General features: G+C 61.1%; 14 protein-coding genes. 11 read left to right on the top strand and 3 right to left on the bottom strand.

The genetic code is table 11. From position 1 onward, the window contains the following. Window positions 1-74 precede the first annotated feature (74 nt). Window positions 75-560 carry a DUF2244 domain-containing protein gene (locus CHEJ32_RS0100220; RefSeq protein WP_028032035.1) on the bottom strand — a complete coding sequence of 162 codons (486 nt, stop codon included), beginning with the start codon at window positions 558-560 and terminating at the stop codon, window positions 75-77. A 21-nt stretch (window positions 561-581) separates the two neighbouring features. Between CHEJ32_RS0100220 and nth the strand changes: the two genes are divergently transcribed. Both nth and CHEJ32_RS23520 read left to right on the top strand, forming a co-directional pair. Then, complete coding sequence (gene nth / locus CHEJ32_RS0100225) at window positions 582-1,364, top strand: endonuclease III (RefSeq protein WP_028032036.1); 783 nt, start codon at window positions 582-584, stop codon at window positions 1,362-1,364. Between the two features lie 620 nt (window positions 1,365-1,984). Further along, window positions 1,985-2,515: an NUDIX hydrolase gene (locus CHEJ32_RS23520; RefSeq protein ID WP_245260907.1), complete on the top strand. Its 531-nt coding sequence runs from the start codon at window positions 1,985-1,987 to the stop codon at window positions 2,513-2,515. Between the two features lie 338 nt (window positions 2,516-2,853). Here CHEJ32_RS23520 and CHEJ32_RS0100240 read toward each other — a convergent pair whose 3' ends face one another. Next, window positions 2,854-4,119 (bottom strand): Glu/Leu/Phe/Val dehydrogenase, encoded by a 1,266-nt coding sequence (locus CHEJ32_RS0100240; protein ID WP_028032038.1) that lies wholly within the window; start codon window positions 4,117-4,119, stop codon window positions 2,854-2,856. A gap of 333 nt (window positions 4,120-4,452) precedes the next feature. Here CHEJ32_RS0100240 and CHEJ32_RS0100245 point away from each other — a divergent pair, with 333 nt between their 5' ends. After that, window positions 4,453-4,803, top strand: a complete 351-nt coding sequence (locus CHEJ32_RS0100245) for a DUF488 domain-containing protein (protein WP_028032039.1) — start codon at window positions 4,453-4,455, stop codon at window positions 4,801-4,803. A 27-nt stretch (window positions 4,804-4,830) separates the two neighbouring features. On the opposite strand, the gene CHEJ32_RS0100250 is transcribed toward CHEJ32_RS0100245, so the two are convergent. After that, the gene (locus CHEJ32_RS0100250; protein ID WP_028032040.1) at window positions 4,831-5,484 is read right to left on the bottom strand and encodes a 5-formyltetrahydrofolate cyclo-ligase; all 654 of its coding nucleotides are present in this window, start codon (window positions 5,482-5,484) and stop codon (window positions 4,831-4,833) included. Window positions 5,485-5,603: 119 nt separating this feature from the next. Here CHEJ32_RS0100250 and CHEJ32_RS0100255 point away from each other — a divergent pair, with 119 nt between their 5' ends. From CHEJ32_RS0100255 to metH, 8 genes are all read left to right on the top strand, one after another. Next, the gene (locus CHEJ32_RS0100255) at window positions 5,604-6,464 is read left to right on the top strand and encodes a LysR family transcriptional regulator (protein WP_028032041.1); all 861 of its coding nucleotides are present in this window, start codon (window positions 5,604-5,606) and stop codon (window positions 6,462-6,464) included. 170 nt (window positions 6,465-6,634) lie between these two features. Then, window positions 6,635-7,795, top strand: coding sequence for a cystathionine gamma-synthase (gene metB / locus CHEJ32_RS0100260; protein ID WP_028032042.1), 1,161 nt, complete (start codon window positions 6,635-6,637; stop codon window positions 7,793-7,795). 119 nt (window positions 7,796-7,914) lie between these two features. After that, on the top strand, window positions 7,915-8,379 hold the full coding sequence (locus CHEJ32_RS0100265) for a group III truncated hemoglobin (RefSeq protein ID WP_028032043.1): 465 nt from the start codon (window positions 7,915-7,917) through the stop codon (window positions 8,377-8,379). Between the two features lie 305 nt (window positions 8,380-8,684). Then, complete coding sequence (gene rnk / locus CHEJ32_RS0100270; protein WP_028032044.1) at window positions 8,685-9,122, top strand: nucleoside diphosphate kinase regulator; 438 nt, start codon at window positions 8,685-8,687, stop codon at window positions 9,120-9,122. A 219-nt stretch (window positions 9,123-9,341) separates the two neighbouring features. Continuing rightward, complete coding sequence (locus tag CHEJ32_RS23525) at window positions 9,342-9,890, top strand: hypothetical protein (RefSeq protein WP_051469274.1); 549 nt, start codon at window positions 9,342-9,344, stop codon at window positions 9,888-9,890. Between the two features lie 85 nt (window positions 9,891-9,975). Continuing rightward, window positions 9,976-10,362, top strand: a complete 387-nt coding sequence (gene rpsK / locus CHEJ32_RS0100280; protein WP_028032045.1) for a 30S ribosomal protein S11 — start codon at window positions 9,976-9,978, stop codon at window positions 10,360-10,362. 159 nt (window positions 10,363-10,521) lie between these two features. Further along, window positions 10,522-11,538 carry a DNA-directed RNA polymerase subunit alpha gene (locus CHEJ32_RS0100285; RefSeq protein ID WP_028032046.1) on the top strand — a complete coding sequence of 339 codons (1,017 nt, stop codon included), beginning with the start codon at window positions 10,522-10,524 and terminating at the stop codon, window positions 11,536-11,538. A gap of 345 nt (window positions 11,539-11,883) precedes the next feature. Then, window positions 11,884-15,678 (top strand): methionine synthase, encoded by a 3,795-nt coding sequence (metH, locus tag CHEJ32_RS0100295; RefSeq protein ID WP_028032048.1) that lies wholly within the window; start codon window positions 11,884-11,886, stop codon window positions 15,676-15,678. Window positions 15,679-15,704 lie beyond the last annotated feature (26 nt).

Below are 15,704 nucleotides of genomic sequence, written 5' to 3' on the forward strand. Positions count from 1 at the left end.
CGCCTCTCCACCCGATTCTTGCTCTTATGGTAGCGGCTTGAAAAATCGGTCCCGATTGTCCGGTGAGACGATGCTTAGCGCGCCTTCACCGTAGCCAGCGCCTGGCCAAATGCCTTTGCGAAACTTTCGCGATCGTCCGGATTAAGGAAGCTGCCGATCAGCACTCTTTTCTCACGCATCTCCACGGCCATGTCGGTGATTCCGATTTCGGCATGGCGGTGGACACGGAAACGCGTCCAGAAGGGGTTGAAACTATGCTCCTCGATCCGGCCCGAGGGCGGCACCTTGCGGATGTGGAGGTTCGTTCGCGAAAGCGAGACCTCCTCGCGGACGCGGGCTGCACGATAGTTCACGCGGAAGGCGATATAGAGCGCAAGCACGTCCAGCCCGAAGAAGCCGATGATCGGCCATGCGCCCATGCTCCAGAAGATCGCGGCAATGGTGAGCCAGATGAAAACCATTCCGCCCATCAGCACGTAGAACCCCGTTGGGCCCAGCGATCGATGGGGTACCAGAAGCGCCTTGAAGAAAGGCGCGTCGATGGCATTCTTTTCATCCATGAGACAGATTATAGAGGCTGAATGCAAAAGCCCAAGTCCCAAAGTGCCGCAATGGGGGCGGCCACCCGTTCACCCGGCAAAAAGGCATCCAGGAAGGTGCTGACCGCCTATAGCCCGGAGCAGGTGGAAGAAATCTTCCGCCGGTTCAGCGTGCAGCGGCCCGAGCCAAAGGGCGAACTGGCATCGGTGAACGCGTTCACCCTGCTGGTGGCGGTTGTACTTTCCGCGCAGGCGACCGATGCCGGCGTGAACAAGGCGACGCGACCGCTCTTCAAGATCGCCGACACGCCGGAGAAAATGCTGGCATTGGGAGAGGAGAAGGTCGGCCAATATATCCGCACGATCGGGTTGTGGCGGAACAAGGCCAAGAACGTGATCGCTCTGAGTGAGGCGCTCATCCGCGACCATGGCGGCGAGGTGCCGGAAGACCGGGACGCCCTGACCAAGCTGCCGGGCGTAGGCCGGAAGACGGCCAATGTCGTGCTGAATGTCGCCTTCGGCCATCCAACCATGGCGGTGGACACGCATATCTTCCGGATCTCGAACCGGATCCTGCTCGCACCGGGAAAGACGCCGGAGGAAGTCGAGCGTGCTCTGCTCCAGGTCGTCCCCGAACAATATCTCCTGCATGCCCACCACTGGCTGATCCTGCATGGCCGCTATGTGTGCAAGGCAAGGAAGCCCGATTGCCCGGCCTGTGTGATCGCCGATCTCTGCAAGGCCCCGGAAAAGACGACGGATGTGCCGGCGCCTCTCGTACCCTGGAAGTCCTTTGAAGAGGGGCGGGAGCCGGAGGAGGCGTGAGCATTCCTCTCGCCGGGTGAGTTACATGGCGTCCTGAAACTCACTCCGCCCCATTGCTGCCTGGGCCTCGCGTGATTGCAGCCGCAAGCTCGACATGCTGGCTCGACTGCGTATTGGGCGAGCCTGCCGCAGAGCCAGGGAAGAATTTTACTGTCTTTTTCTTTCTGCGCAAGTCAGTGCAGATCGCGCTAAAATATAGAGAGAGCGAAGAACCGCAGACATTGTTTAGTCCCAATTCTTCACTATATTGAGAGTCATGTGCATGGAAACCTTCATCAGGATGTCGAGGCTCGCCGGAAACGGCCGCTGCTCCGCCCGGAGCGGCGGTCCGTCAAACCCTGAACACCGCTCATAATTCCGCGCTCCGGGTCTCTTCTACGAAATGCGGTTCATTTTCCGCGGCGCCGATGTCGTCGCGTCAATGGAGCGTATCCAATGAGACATCCCCATCCTGCGAATATCTGTATTTTGTGCAGCCGTCATTTGCCGCGCGCGGCGAGACGCTGTCCGTGGTGCAAGGCCCCGATCGTTCCCGGCATTGAAAGCCCGATGACCGGCCGCAAGCGACTGGGCGCTGGCAGGCTACATCCTGCCTGGGCCAGTACGGAAGGGGGGCGGCCGTGAACAGCATCGAGAGCATGGATATCGTAGCGGATCATCTGTCGCCTGACGTATTGCAGCAATATGGTGCATTGCCCTGGCGGAGAAATCGTCGCGGCGAGATCGAAATCCTTTTGATCACGTCACGCCGCCGGATGCGCTGGATCATCCCTAAGGGTTGGCCGGTGAAAGGCCGGCCGGACTATCTTTCAGCGGCATTAGAGGCTTTCGAAGAGGCTGGCGTGATCGGGGAAGTCTATCCCCACCCCATCGGCGACTATCATTACCTGAAAAACGGCAGAGAGGGCTTGTCTCAACGCTGCCGTGTCACGCTGTTCAGTCTCCATGTTCGCGGGACGCTGCTGAATTGGCCGGAGATCGGCCAGCGGAAACGCCGCTGGGTCTCGCTGAAGGAAGCCGCCGAGTTGATAGCCGATCCCGAACTCGCCCGTCTGGTGAGAAGCGTCGGGTCTAATCTTCGGGTTTTGACCAAGCTCGACGAGGCGGCGCCGTCTGTGCAGAGCCCGGAGGATATGTCAGGCTTGAGGTGAAGGAGTCGACGGTGCTTTCATCGACATTTCTTGCTCTGAGAACGCAGGGAATCTGCACCGAGCCGCTCCGTGACGCCTGTATGGCTCATTTCCGGACGTCCGGTCTCTTCGACACGGAGGCGAGGGAGCGGTTCTGGAGAGAGTTCGTCCGGTCACGACGCGCATATCGTCAGGCAACGGATGAAAACCTCGAGCGCATTCTGGCGCCCGGGTGAAGCGCTCTGCCGTGCGAAACGGACCCTGGCAACACGGACCTTGAGCGGCCCGCGACTGCCTCTGCACGCGCCTGTCACGGCGCCGCCTGACGGGGCGGGTGCAGAAGCAGCGCGGGACCTCAATCAGCTCGTAAAGAAGCTCTGGGTGCCGTGGGCCTCGATGGCATCGGCAAGACGACCGAGCGCGTGCACATAGGCCGCCGTACGCATCGTGATGCCCTTCTCCTTGGAGATGTTCCAGATGGCGCGTCCCTCGGCCTCCATGATGGCCTGCAGGCGCTCGTGTATTTCCCGCACGGTCCAGTAAAAGCCCTGCCGGTTCTGAACCCACTCGAAATAGGACACGGTCACGCCGCCGGCATTTGCCAGGATGTCGGGAAGGATCACCACGTCGTTTGCCGCCAGGATCTTGTCCGCCTCCGGCGTCACGGGGCCGTTCGCGAGTTCGAGCACCAGTTTGGCCTTGACCGAATGGGCGTTCCGCTCGTGGATCATGTTCTCCAGGGCGGCCGGCACCAAGAGGTCGCAGTCAACGCCTACGAGCTCGCTTGCAGGCAGGATTTCATGCCCGGCTTGCCCTGCCGTGCTTATCACCGACCGGCCATTGGCCTTGGCTTCCATCAGCAAGTCCACGCGCAGGCCCGCATCGGCTCTGACCGCGCCTTCGGAATCCGACACCGCCACGATCTTGTGGCCGTCTGCCGCCAGAAGCTGGGCAATGTGCTGACCGGCGTTCCCGAAGCCCTGGACCGCAACGCGCATGGGGTTTCCGAGGCCAAGGTCTTCCGCCAGATGACGGACCAGGTAGTAGCCGCCACGCGCCGTTGCATCACCCCGTCCCAGCGATCCGCCGAGCGCAATCGGCTTGCCGGTGATCACGGCCGGCTCCGCGTGGCCGACGATCTGAGCGTATTCGTCAGCCATCCAGCCCATGATCATGGAATTGGTGTAGACATCCGGTGCGGGGATGTCGCGGTCGGGCCCGATGATGCGGGCAAAGGCCTGGATATAGGCCCTGGAAAGGCGCTCAAGCTCCGCCTTCGAGAGCTTTCGGGGGTCGACCTGCACGGCACCTTTGCCACCGCCATAGGGCAGGTTCATGACGGCGCATTTGAACGTCATCCAGAAGGCCAGCGTCTCGACCTCGTCATCCGTGGAATCGGGATGAAAGCGGATACCGCCCTTGGTCGGACCCCGGGTGTCATCGTACCGGCAGCGCCATGCGAGGAAGGACTTCCGCGACCCATCATCCATGCGGATCATCAGACGCACTTTGGTGGTTTCACGCGGGAATTTCAGTTTCTCGATGACATCCGGGTCGATGTTCAGGTGGGCGGTCGCTTCGTCCAACCGGACGAGCGCGTGATCGAGCAAACTGTCTTCTGCCATCATGTCTCCTTCAGATTGTTCCATCGATAGGATGGTGTGCCGGGCGCGAAGGACGGTAGGTTATCTGGTCACGCCCCCCTTCAAAATTGCGGCCATGTAATGCATTTGACTGGCAGGACCCGTCAAGCTTTTGCTTATGGCGCGTCAATTTTCCGCGAATGCTGCCCAGGGGCAGCTTGCCGCGCTTGCATATAGGACAATGGCCACGGATTTCCTGCTTCGCACCCGGGCTGGATTGGATTTCATGGCGAGGCGTTGTCATGCTACGGATAGACGGCTTGCGTCCAGGGCCGATCCAATCCGGACCATCCGGGGCGCGAAAGGGAAGGTGCCATGAAGCTTCGCCTTAAGCGTGTCTATGAGCCGCCGGCGCAGGATGACGGCATACGCATTCTCGTCGACCGCCTTTGGCCTCGCGGCCTCAAGAAGGAGGACGCGGCCATCGATCTATGGCTGAAGGAGATCGCTCCGAGCGCCGAATTGCGTCAATGGTTCAAGCACGATCCGGAAAAGTGGCCCGAGTTTCGCCGCCGCTATGTCGCCGAACTCGGCAACCGAAAGGATGAGGTCGAGACACTGCTCCAGCAGGCGGCCAAGAACCGGGTCACGCTTCTCTTTGCGGCCAAGGACGAGACACATAATCAGGCGGTCGTGCTGAAGGAGTTCATAGAGCACCGGAAGTGAGCTGAGCCGGCTTCCGCTGTGTCCCGCTCAATCCGTGACGATCACATCCATGGGGATGTCATGGGGTTGCGGGTAGATGGTGGCAATCTTGGCCTGTGCATACCCGACGCCCACGATGAGTGGCTTGCGCGGCATGGCGGCCAGCGTCCGGTCGAAGAAGCCTCCTCCATAGCCAAGGCGGTATTGCGCCTCGTCAAAGCCGACGAGGGGCGCGATCACGATATCCGGCTGGACGGCGGGACCGCGGGAGGGGGCGGGAATGTTCCAGATCCCGCGCTCCAGGGGGTCGCCCGGCGCCCACATTCTGTATTCGAGCGGCCACCCCTTCCGGATGACGACGGGAAGCGCGATGCGCCCGCCGCGCTCGATCGCCCTGATCGCCCAGTTGCGGAGGTCGGGTTCGCCGCGAAAGGGCCAGTATGTGCCGACTATGCGTCCGCTATACTTGCCAATGATCAGGTCGAGTACGCCGCCAATGTGAGCGGACCGGGCCTGGCGGTCCTCCGCTTTCAGCAGGAGGCGGTGGTCGATCAGGCGCTTTCGCTCTGCCCTGCGCCAGCGCGCGACATCGCTCCAGGCATCCGACCGGTTAGGCTCGGCACCGTATCCGGGGGTGAGCCCGTGCATGAAACAGGGTGGGGATGCGTATTCATGCGGTTCGTTTTCCGGCTGGTCGCACATCGCCGCTTGCGTCCGATTTCGTGTCAAGAACGAGGACATAAAACGTAGCATAAAAGGCGAAGGCAAACGGAATTAACTGCTATATGAAATGAAAATTTTTGCGCTAATCGGAGGCAGCGTTGGACATAGATCGGGCGAGGACCTTCCTTGAGATCGTCCATACCGGCAGCTTTCTCAAGGCGGCCAACCGTCTTCATGTCACCCAGACCACGGTCAGCGCCCGCATCAGAACGCTCGAGGAGGAGCTTGGCCGCCGCCTGTTCGTGCGTAACCGCAACGGGGCGACGCTTACGGCGGCGGGGCGGGAATTCGAGCGTTTCGCCCAGTCTTTCGTGCAGATTTGGGAGCGGGCCCGTCAGCAGCTTACGATTCCTCCGGGCCGAACGGGTGTCGTTGCTCTCGGCGGTGAACTCAGCCTGTGGAACCCGCTCCTGCTTGACTGGCTTATCTGGATGAAGCGCAACCGGCCGGAGATCGCGCTCCACGCCCATGTCGGGGTTCCCGATCAGTTGCTCGAGCAATTGCGAACGGGTGCCCTCGATCTAGCGGTCCTCTATGCGCCGAAGCTGCTGCCCGGTTTCAAGGTCGAGCTCATCGAAGAGGAGCAGCTTGTTCTCGTGCGGAAGGTCCGTCAGGGCAGCGAATCTGAAACTGAACATGACGATTACGTCCATGTTGATTGGGGACCGCACTTCGCCGCGCAGCGCGGCTTCGGCCCGGCCGCGTTTGGCGAGCCAGGGCTTTTGGTGGGGCTCGGGCCGCTCGGCTTAAGCTACATCCTTCGCGCCGGCGGCATGGGATATTTCCGCAAGGGTGTCGTCGCTCCCCATGTCGACGCAGGCGAGCTGGAGCGTGTCGATGGCGCTCCGGAGTTCACCTATCCTGCCTATGCGGTCTATCCGGAATCGGCTGAGGAACGGGGCGAAGTGAAGGATGCGCTGCGCGGGCTGAAGGAGGTGGCTCTCAACCAGATGCGATGAAAGCCTGGCTGCAATTGACAACGTTGATGCAATTTTATTGCAAAAAACCCCCAATATCATTCATTTGTCACCCTCTCAAACCATCGTTTATTCCGCGCCAGGCCGAGTGGGCGACATGCTCAGGCTGGCCGAAAGATTTCATTGAACGTTAGCGATGGGGCGATGTGAGCATGGCCGAAGAACGGGATCCGCGCACGATCGCTGCGGCGAACGGAGTCGCCTCCGAGGAGGTGTTCGGCGCGGTGGCGCCACCGCTCTACCTGTCGAGCACCTTCGCCTTTGCGGGCTTTGAGCGGAACCGCAGCTATGAATATAGCCGTACCGCCAATCCCGGCCGGGATCTCCTCGCCGACACTTTGGCGAAGCTCGAAGGGGGTGCCGGTGCCGTCGTCACGTCCTCGGGAATGGCCGCGGTCGATCTCGTCCTGTCACTCGCAGGTTCCGCCGACCTCGTCATCGCGCCGCATGATTGCTATGGGGGCACCTACCGATTGCTTTCGGCCCGGCGTGACAAGGGGCAGTTCGACGTCATTTTCGTTGATCAGTCTGACCGCGCAGCGCTGGCCGCGGCTCTCGCACGGAAGCCGAAGCTGGTATTGATCGAGACGCCGAGCAATCCGCTGCTGCGCGTTGTCGATATCCACCAGATCGCCGTGTGCTGCAAGGAAGTGGGCGCACGCGTGGCGGTCGACAACACTTTCCTCTCACCAGCTTTGCAAAGGCCGATAGGGTTGGGCGCCGATTTCGTGGTCCACTCCACCACGAAATACCTGAACGGGCATTCCGATGTCGTCGGGGGAGCCTTGATTTATGGCGATGCAGCCGATGCCGAGCCCCTGCATTCCTGGGCCAATATAACGGGTGTGACCGGCTCGCCTTTCGATGCCTATCTTACGTTGCGCGGGCTGCGAACGCTCTATCCGCGCATCGAGCGTCAACAAGCGAATGCGGCCGCCGTCGCATCGTATCTGGCGGCTCATCCGGCGGTGTCGGCTGTGTATTATCCGGGCCTTGCCACCCATCCCGGCCATGCGATCGCATGCGCGCAGCAGATGGGATTCGGCGCAATGCTGAGCTTCGAATTGGCCGGCGGGCTGGAGGCGGTGCGCCGTTTTGTCGAGGCGGTCAGGGTGTTCACTCTGGCCGAGTCACTCGGCGGGGTCGAAAGCCTTGTTGCGCACCCTGTCACGATGACCCATGCCGGCATGGGCGAAGAAGCGCGACGGGAAGCCGGCATCGGTGATGGCCTGCTGCGCCTTTCCGTCGGCCTCGAGGCCGAAGCAGACCTCATTTCCGATTTGAAGCAGGCTCTTTCCGCGATTCCTGATTAGAGGCGCTGTCGCCTGCGCATCAGGCTGCGGCGTTATTACACCGCCCCCACCGGCCACACCCGGGTCGGAGATGCTATATATGTGTGGGAGCCCGTTACCGATTGGTGGGGAAAGACCAGATGAGAGAACGCCCGGCACCGCAGCGCTCCATCGTGGTGGATGGAAAAGTTCTGCCCGAATTGCTGGACGAGGCGACGATCGAGGCCGTCGTGCATGGCTTTTACGACCGGATCCGCAAGGATGAACTGCTCGGTCCGATCTTCAGCAAGGCGATCGCGCCGGATGAGTGGCCGCGTCATCTGGCGAAGATGTGCGATTTCTGGTCGGCCACCCTCCTGCGTACCGGTCGTTATAATGGACGCCCGCTGCCGGCACATATCGCCGTTCCGGGCCTGGAGGAGGTTCATTTTCGGCGCTGGCTTGGTCTCTTCAGGGAGACGGTGCAGGAGCTTTGCACGCCGGATGTCGCGGCTCTTTTCATGAGCCGCGCTCTGCGCGTTGCGCATTCCTTCAGGCTGGGCATCGCGTTCCATCGGGGCGAAGATTCGCTTTCCGTGGAACCGATCCGCGAGGAAACCTTGTGAACTCGCCAGCGAGTACCCCCGTATACGCGCCGTTTCCTGCGCTTTACTGCGCGCTGGCTTGACAAAGTAGAAGAAGCAGCCAAACTGTCGGCATGAATAGAATGCACACTGCCATTTTTCGGGTTCGTCCGATCGCGGAATCTTAGCCCCTGGGGCTCGGCAGTTAGCGCCCCGAGCTCCGGGGGTGCATTTAGGCTGCAAATTCCTGCAGTTATTGTCTCAGGCGCCTCCAAACCAGCATCACATGCCTGCAGCACCGGCTCGCGCAGCTTTCGCCTGCATGCATATACGGAGAAGCCCGAATCATGACCAACTCGAAGAAGAGCAGCCGCAAGCCGAGGATCGTCGTCAGCGACATCGATTACAGGCGGCTTACAAACCTCGCGGCGGGAGCGCTCAGCCGCAGTCCTGAGGTTGCCGAGGAGCTTCAGGGCGAACTGGACAGAGCCCAGGTGGTCCCCGCGGGTTCCGTCCCGGCGGATGTCGTCCAGATGGGCTCGACGGTGGAGTTCCAGTCGGACAATGCCCAGCAGCGGCGGGTCACGCTGGTTTTCCCCGGCGAGGCGGATATCGCACAGAACAGGATCTCGATCCTCACCCCGATTGGCGCTGCCCTCATCGGGCTGTCGCCAGGCCAGTCCATCACCTGGACGGCGCGGGACGGCCGCCAACACGAACTGACGGTTGTGCGCGTCGAACAGCCAAATCCGGCCATGGCCGACCCGGTCTCCCAAAACGGCTAGCTCTCTGCTATCGTCAGAGAAAGAATGATTGGGTTGGATGGATGCGGAATTTCATAATCGGTAACAAGCTGGTGTTCCGCTCAGGTCGTCTGATCGCAGGCACGTAGCCCCTGGCGCGGCGTCAAGGAGACGCACGCCGGGGCCAGGGGACATTCCTTCACGACAAGCGGATCTAACTCGGTGCATCGTGTTCACGACGCGGTGCGGCGGAGAAGTGCTATGTCCACTACCTCTCGTTGTCACCTGACGGCGAAGGATTTCAGCATCCTTGAGGTGATTCTTCAAAGCGGCGTCAACAATGACGAAGCTTACCTTCGCCTGTTGCGGCGGAAGCTTTCGACCGCAACGGTCCTGTTCCAGGACGACATCGACCCTCAGGTCGCGACCATAGACAGCCTCGTCGATTTCACCATCGACGGCAGGCTGAGTGAAAACCGCATTCTCGTCAACGAGAGCAAAGAAGCCTCGACGGGAATGACCTTGCCCATCACGACGCTCCGCGGGCTGGCTTTGCTTGGTCTTACGGCCGGCGATGCCATTGTGGTCGAGCGCGCCGATGGCGGTCACGAAGAAATCAGGCTGAATATGGTGACGTTCCAGCCGGAAGCCGACAGGCGCGAGCGATCGCTTCAGCAGGCGGACGCCGAAACCGCGTCGGATAGGCAGCCTCCCGTCATCAGCTTTGCGGCGCGCAGGAAGACGTCGGCGAGAATGCCTATCGAAGGACCATTCGACCCCGACGACGATCCCGGGCCGCGCGCAGCCTGACACCCCGAAACCCCCGTTCATGCGAGCTGGAGCGTATCCGCACGGGTGCGCGCTGCGGCCGCATGGGAAAAGAGTGATTTAAGACATGGCCAAAGAAACCCGCATCGCGCGCCGCGCGCGAAAGAACATCTCCTCGGGCGTTGCCCATATTTCCTCCTCGTTCAACAACACGATGATCACCATCACAGACGAGCAGGGGAACACCATCGCCTGGTCGTCCGCTGGCACGGCCGGGTTCAAGGGTTCTCGCAAATCCACTCCCTTCGCGGCCCAGACCGCTGCTGAAGACTGCGCGCGAAAGGCAAAGGAGCACGGCATGAACATGCTGGCGGTCGAGATTTCCGGACCGGGTTCAGGAAGGGAATCGGCAGTTCGCGGCCTGCAGGCGGCAGGTTTCACGATCACTTCAATCACCGATGTTACGCCCGTTCCCCACAATGGGTGCAGGAGTTACCGGAAGCGGCGCGTGTAGCAACGCGCCTGATCCCGCATTCCGCCCGCAGTCTGACGTTACAGCGCCGTGCGTCCATTCGGACGCAAAAGGACGCTGTAAGTTATTGAATCGACGCATCGTGCTTTCCGAGAACCAATTCAGGTTTTCGGGCTGGTGCTGTAGAAGTGGATGAAGACAGTGTTTCGGAAGAATTGGCAGGAGCTGGTCAAGCCAACCAAGCCGGATCTACGATCCGAGCAAAACATCACGACGCTCGTCCTGGAGCCGCTTGAACGCGGCTTCGGCTATACGCTGGGGCATTCCTTGCGTCGCGTCCTCCTGTCGTCATTGCCCGGTGCAGCCGTCACATCCGTCCGGATAGCGGGGTCCCCGAAGGTCTTTGCTTCGGATGAGGAGCGCCTTGATGCGATTACCGAACTGATCCTCAACATCAAGGAAATCGCGTTGCGCATGGATGTGGAAAGCGCGCCGGGGCAGTTGATCATCCAGCAACGCGGCCCCGGCGCGGTCCTGGCCGGAAACGCGCGAGCTTCAGGCGGCATCGAGATTCTGAACCCGGATCATCCCATCTGCGTCGTCGAGCCCGGCTGCGAAATGACGCTCGAAATGATGGTCGGCTACGGGCGGGGATACCAACCGGCAGAGCCCCTGGCTCTCGAGCAGAACGACGGGCCGATCTTCATTCCGATCGATGCATTGTATTCGCCCGTCAGGCGCGTGAACGTCGTTGTCGAAAACACCCGCCATGGCCAGGTTCTCGATTATGACCGTCTGATCCTCACCGTGGTCACCAATGGCGTGCTCTCCGGAGACGACGCACTCAGCCATGCCGCGCAGATCCTTCGCGACCAGTTCTCGGTGTTCATCAATTTCGAGGAAGCGCAACTGGAACAGCCGGAGCCTCCTCAAAACGAACTGCCGTTCAATCCTGTCCTGCTGAAACGGATGGACGAATTTGAGCTCTCCGTCCGTTCCAGCAACTGTATGAGAAACGACAATATCGTCTATCTCGGCGATCTCGTGTCCATGACCGAGGCGCAGCTTCTTCGGGTTCCCAATTTTGGCCGCAAGTCTTTGAACGAGATCAAGGCATTGCTTGCGGAGCTGGGTCTACGCCTCGGGATGGAAATCCCGGAATGGCCTCCCGTCGATTTGGGGGAGATGGCGGCCCGATATAGCAAGGAATGGTCCTGAGCCTACAGCCCTCCGCCGGTATTGAACCGTTGCAGGGTTTGCCAGATCGCGAAGATCCGGCGAAGAACCGGCCCAGCGTCCGGCGCAACTGCTCAGCAATATTTCTCATGCAGCCCGGCCGACGGCAAACCGTCGGACCATGCTTGCCGACGCCTGATTTTCGCGCCGCCTTCCGGTGCGCATTGCACCTCTTTCATCGAATTCAAGGGAGTCTGGCCCTTCGCAACCTCAGCGATCGCTTTGGCCAGTGCCCAGCGGTTTTGCAGAAGGCCCCGACCGCTGCACATATTGACATAAAGATATCTTTATGTGATGAATATCGCATTCTCCTGCAGGTCTGGATTTATGTCGCAAGCAAACACGTCGCTTAATGGGCTTTTCGGCGAAACGGCTCCGAAACCCAACGGATCGGAAATTCGCGCCGCGCTCGAAGCGGCGGCGCGCGAGCGCATCCTGATCCTGGACGGCGCGATGGGCACGCAGATCCAGGGGCTGGGCTTCGATGAAGATCATTTTCGCGGAGACCGTTTTGGCGGTTGCGCCTGCCACCAGCAGGGAAACAACGATCTCCTGATCCTGACGCAGCCGAGGGCGATCGAAGAAATCCATTACCAATATGCGATCGCCGGCGCCGACATCATCGAGACCAACACCTTTTCTTCCACGCGTATCGCCCAGGCGGACTACGGCATGGAAGAGATGGTCTATGAGTTGAACCGCGACGGCGCGCGGCTGGCGCGGCGTGCGGTCAAGCGCGCCGAACAGGAGGACGGCAAGCGCCGCTTCGTTGCCGGTGCGCTCGGGCCCACGAATCGCACGGCCTCGATCTCACCCGACGTGAACAATCCCGGCTATCGCGCGATCACCTTCGATGACCTGAGGATCGCCTATGGTGAGCAGCTGCGCGGGCTGATCGACGGCGGGGCCGACATCATCCTCATCGAGACGATCTTCGACACGCTGAATGCCAAAGCGGCGATCTTTGCGGCCGAAGAAATCTTTGCGGAAAAGGGCGTGCGGTTGCCGGTGATGATTTCTGGCACGATCACCGACCTTTCCGGACGCACTCTATCCGGCCAGACCCCGACGGCGTTCTGGCATTCAGTGCGCCATGCGAAGCCTTTCACAATCGGGCTCAACTGCGCGCTCGGGGCTGCCGCGATGCGGCCGCATCTGGCGGAGATCTCCGGCGTTGCCGAGACATTCACCTGCGCCTATCCGAATGCGGGGCTGCCGAACGAATTCGGCCAATATGACGAGAGCCCGGAGGCTATGGCGGCGCAGATCGAGGCGTTCGCGCGCGAAGGGCTCGTCAATGTGGTGGGTGGCTGCTGTGGTTCGACGCCCGAGCACATCCGCGCCATCGCCAAGGCGGTGGCCGGGCACAAGCCGCGCGAGCTGCCGAAGCCGCCGCGGCTGATGCGTCTTTCCGGCCTCGAGCCATTCACGCTCACCAAGGATATTCCGTTCGTCAATGTCGGCGAGCGCACCAATGTCACCGGCTCGGCCAGATTCCGCAAGCTGATCACCGCCGGCGACTACGCTGCCGCGCTCGATGTGGCGCGCGACCAGGTGGCGAATGGCGCCCAGGTTATCGACGTCAATATGGACGAGGGCCTGATCGATTCGAAGAAGGCGATGGTCGAGTACCTGAACCTGATTGCCGCCGAGCCGGACATCGCCCGCGTCCCGATCATGGTCGATTCCTCCAAGTGGGAGGTGATCGAGGCCGGTCTGAAATGCATCCAGGGCAAGCCGATCGTCAACTCGATCTCGATGAAGGAGGGCGAGGAGGCTTTTCTCGAACATGCCAGGCTGTGCCGGGCCTATGGTGCCGCCGTGGTCGTCATGGCTTTCGACGAGAAGGGGCAGGCCGACACCAAGGCGCGCAAGGTGGAGATCTGCACCCGGGCCTACAAGCTGTTGACCGAAAAGGCAGTTCTTGCCCCGGAAGACATCATCTTCGATCCGAACATCTTCGCTGTGGCGACCGGCATCGAGGAGCATGACAATTACGGCGTCGACTTTATCGAAGCCGCGCGGGAGATCACCAGGACCCTGCCGCATGTGCATGTCTCGGGCGGCGTTTCGAACCTTTCCTTCTCGTTCCGCGGCAACGAGCCAGTGCGCGAGGCGATGCACGCCGTGTTCCTTTACCATGCGATTCATGCCGGCATGGATATGGGCATCGTCAATGCGGGCCAGCTCGCCGTCTATGAATCCATCGATCCCGAGCTTCGCGAATCCTGCGAAGATGTGGTGCTCAACCGCCAGCCCAAAGCAGGCGGCACCGCGACCGAACGCTTGCTGGAAATCGCGGAACGCTTCAAGGGTGCGGGCGGAAAGGAAGCGAAGGAACGGGACCTCGCCTGGCGCGAGTGGCCCGTGGAAAAGCGGCTTGAACACGCGCTGGTAAACGGCATCACGGAGTTCATCGAGGAGGACACCGAGGAAGCCCGCCTCAGGGCCGAAAAGCCGCTCCACGTCATCGAAGGTCCCCTGATGGCCGGCATGAATGTGGTGGGAGACCTTTTTGGCTCCGGCAAGATGTTCCTGCCGCAGGTCGTCAAGTCGGCCCGCGTGATGAAGCAGGCCGTTGCCGTTCTTCTGCCTTATATGGAAGCCGAGAAGCTTGCCAATGGCGGCGGCGAGCGTGAAGCCGCCGGCAAGATTCTGATGGCAACGGTGAAGGGTGATGTACACGACATCGGCAAGAACATCGTCGGGGTTGTACTCGCCTGCAACAATTACGAGATTATTGATCTCGGCGTGATGGTGCCGGCCACGAAGATCCTGCAGACCGCGCGCGAGGAGAAGGTGGACATCATCGGCCTCTCCGGTCTCATCACGCCGTCGCTCGACGAGATGGTGCATGTTGCCTCGGAGATGGAGCGTGAAGGTTTCGACATTCCGCTTCTGATCGGCGGCGCGACGACGAGCCGCGTGCACACGGCGGTCAAGATCCATCCCCGCTACGAGCGCGGCCAGGCTGTCTATGTCACCGATGCGAGTCGTGCGGTCGGCACCGTCTCAAATCTCCTGTCGCCCGAGACCAGGGCCGATTATGTCGAATCGCTTCGCGCGGAATACCGGAAGGTGGCCGAAGCACATGCGCGTTCGGAAGCGGAGAAGCAGCGCCTGCCGCTCGCCAAGGCGCGCGAGAACGCCCACCGGATCGACTGGGCGGCTTACCAGCCGCCGAAGCCGGCGTTCCTTGGAACAAAGACGTTCGAGACCTGGGACCTGGCGGAACTGGCGCGCTATATCGATTGGACGCCCTTCTTCCAGACCTGGGAGCTGAAGGGCCGCTATCCGAAGATCCTCGAAGACGAGAAGCAGGGCGCGGCTGCCCGGCAGCTTTTCGACGATGCCCAGGCGATGCTGAAGAAGATCATCGGCGAAAAGTGGTTCGTGCCGCGCGGCGTTATCGGTTTTTGGCCGGCCAACGCCGTCGGGGACGATATCCGGCTCTACACCGATGAAAGCCGGACCGACGAGCTGGCCACCTTCTTCACGCTTCGCCAGCAACTCACCAAGCGCGACGGCAAGGCGAATATGGCGCTTTCCGATTTCGTCGCACCCCATAGCACCGGCAAGCCGGATTATCTCGGCGGTTTCGTGGTGACGGCGGGCATCGAGGAGGTGGCGATCGCAGAACGCTTCGAGCGCGCGAACGACGATTACTCCTCCATTCTCGTCAAGGCGCTGGCCGACCGTTTCGCGGAAGCTTTTGCCGAGCGTATGCATGAGCGCGTGCGCAAGGAATTCTGGGGCTATGCCCCGGATGAAGCTTTCACGCCAGAGGAGCTGATCGGCGAGCCATATCAGGGAATACGCCCGGCGCCGGGCTATCCCGCCCAGCCGGATCATACCGAGAAGACGACGCTCTTCCGGCTGCTGGATGCCGAGAAGAACGCAGGCGTGACGCTGACGGAAAGCTATGCCATGTGGCCTGGCTCGTCCGTATCCGGCCTGTATCTGGCGCATCCGGAAAGCTATTATTTCGGCGTGGCCAAGGTGGAGCGCGATCAGGTCGAGGATTATGCGCGCCGCAAGGGCATGGAAATCGCTGAAGTCGAGCGCTGGCTGGGACCGGTTCTCAACTATGTTCCGGCACCTTTCGCCGAGGCGGCCGAGTAGCGATCTCCGCTTCCTGACGCGGAAAA

Origin of the sequence: Chelativorans sp. J32, from assembly GCF_000518985.1 — a bacterium.
Taxonomy (GTDB): domain Bacteria; phylum Pseudomonadota; class Alphaproteobacteria; order Rhizobiales; family Rhizobiaceae; genus Chelativorans.

Coding starts and splice junctions, on each gene's coding strand:
- CHEJ32_RS0100220 (WP_028032035.1), bottom strand. CDS start 560: ATGGATGAAAAGAATGCCATCGACGCGCCTTTCTTCAAGGCGCTTCTG.
- nth (WP_028032036.1), top strand. CDS start 582: ATGCAAAAGCCCAAGTCCCAAAGTGCCGCAATGGGGGCGGCCACCCGT.
- CHEJ32_RS0100240 (WP_028032038.1), bottom strand. CDS start 4,119: ATGGCAGAAGACAGTTTGCTCGATCACGCGCTCGTCCGGTTGGACGAA.
- CHEJ32_RS0100245 (WP_028032039.1), top strand. CDS start 4,453: ATGAAGCTTCGCCTTAAGCGTGTCTATGAGCCGCCGGCGCAGGATGAC.
- CHEJ32_RS0100250 (WP_028032040.1), bottom strand. CDS start 5,484: ATGTGCGACCAGCCGGAAAACGAACCGCATGAATACGCATCCCCACCC.
- metB (WP_028032042.1), top strand. CDS start 6,635: ATGGCCGAAGAACGGGATCCGCGCACGATCGCTGCGGCGAACGGAGTC.
- CHEJ32_RS0100265 (WP_028032043.1), top strand. CDS start 7,915: ATGAGAGAACGCCCGGCACCGCAGCGCTCCATCGTGGTGGATGGAAAA.
- rnk (WP_028032044.1), top strand. CDS start 8,685: ATGACCAACTCGAAGAAGAGCAGCCGCAAGCCGAGGATCGTCGTCAGC.
- CHEJ32_RS23525 (WP_051469274.1), top strand. CDS start 9,342: ATGTCCACTACCTCTCGTTGTCACCTGACGGCGAAGGATTTCAGCATC.
- rpsK (WP_028032045.1), top strand. CDS start 9,976: ATGGCCAAAGAAACCCGCATCGCGCGCCGCGCGCGAAAGAACATCTCC.
- metH (WP_028032048.1), top strand. CDS start 11,884: ATGTCGCAAGCAAACACGTCGCTTAATGGGCTTTTCGGCGAAACGGCT.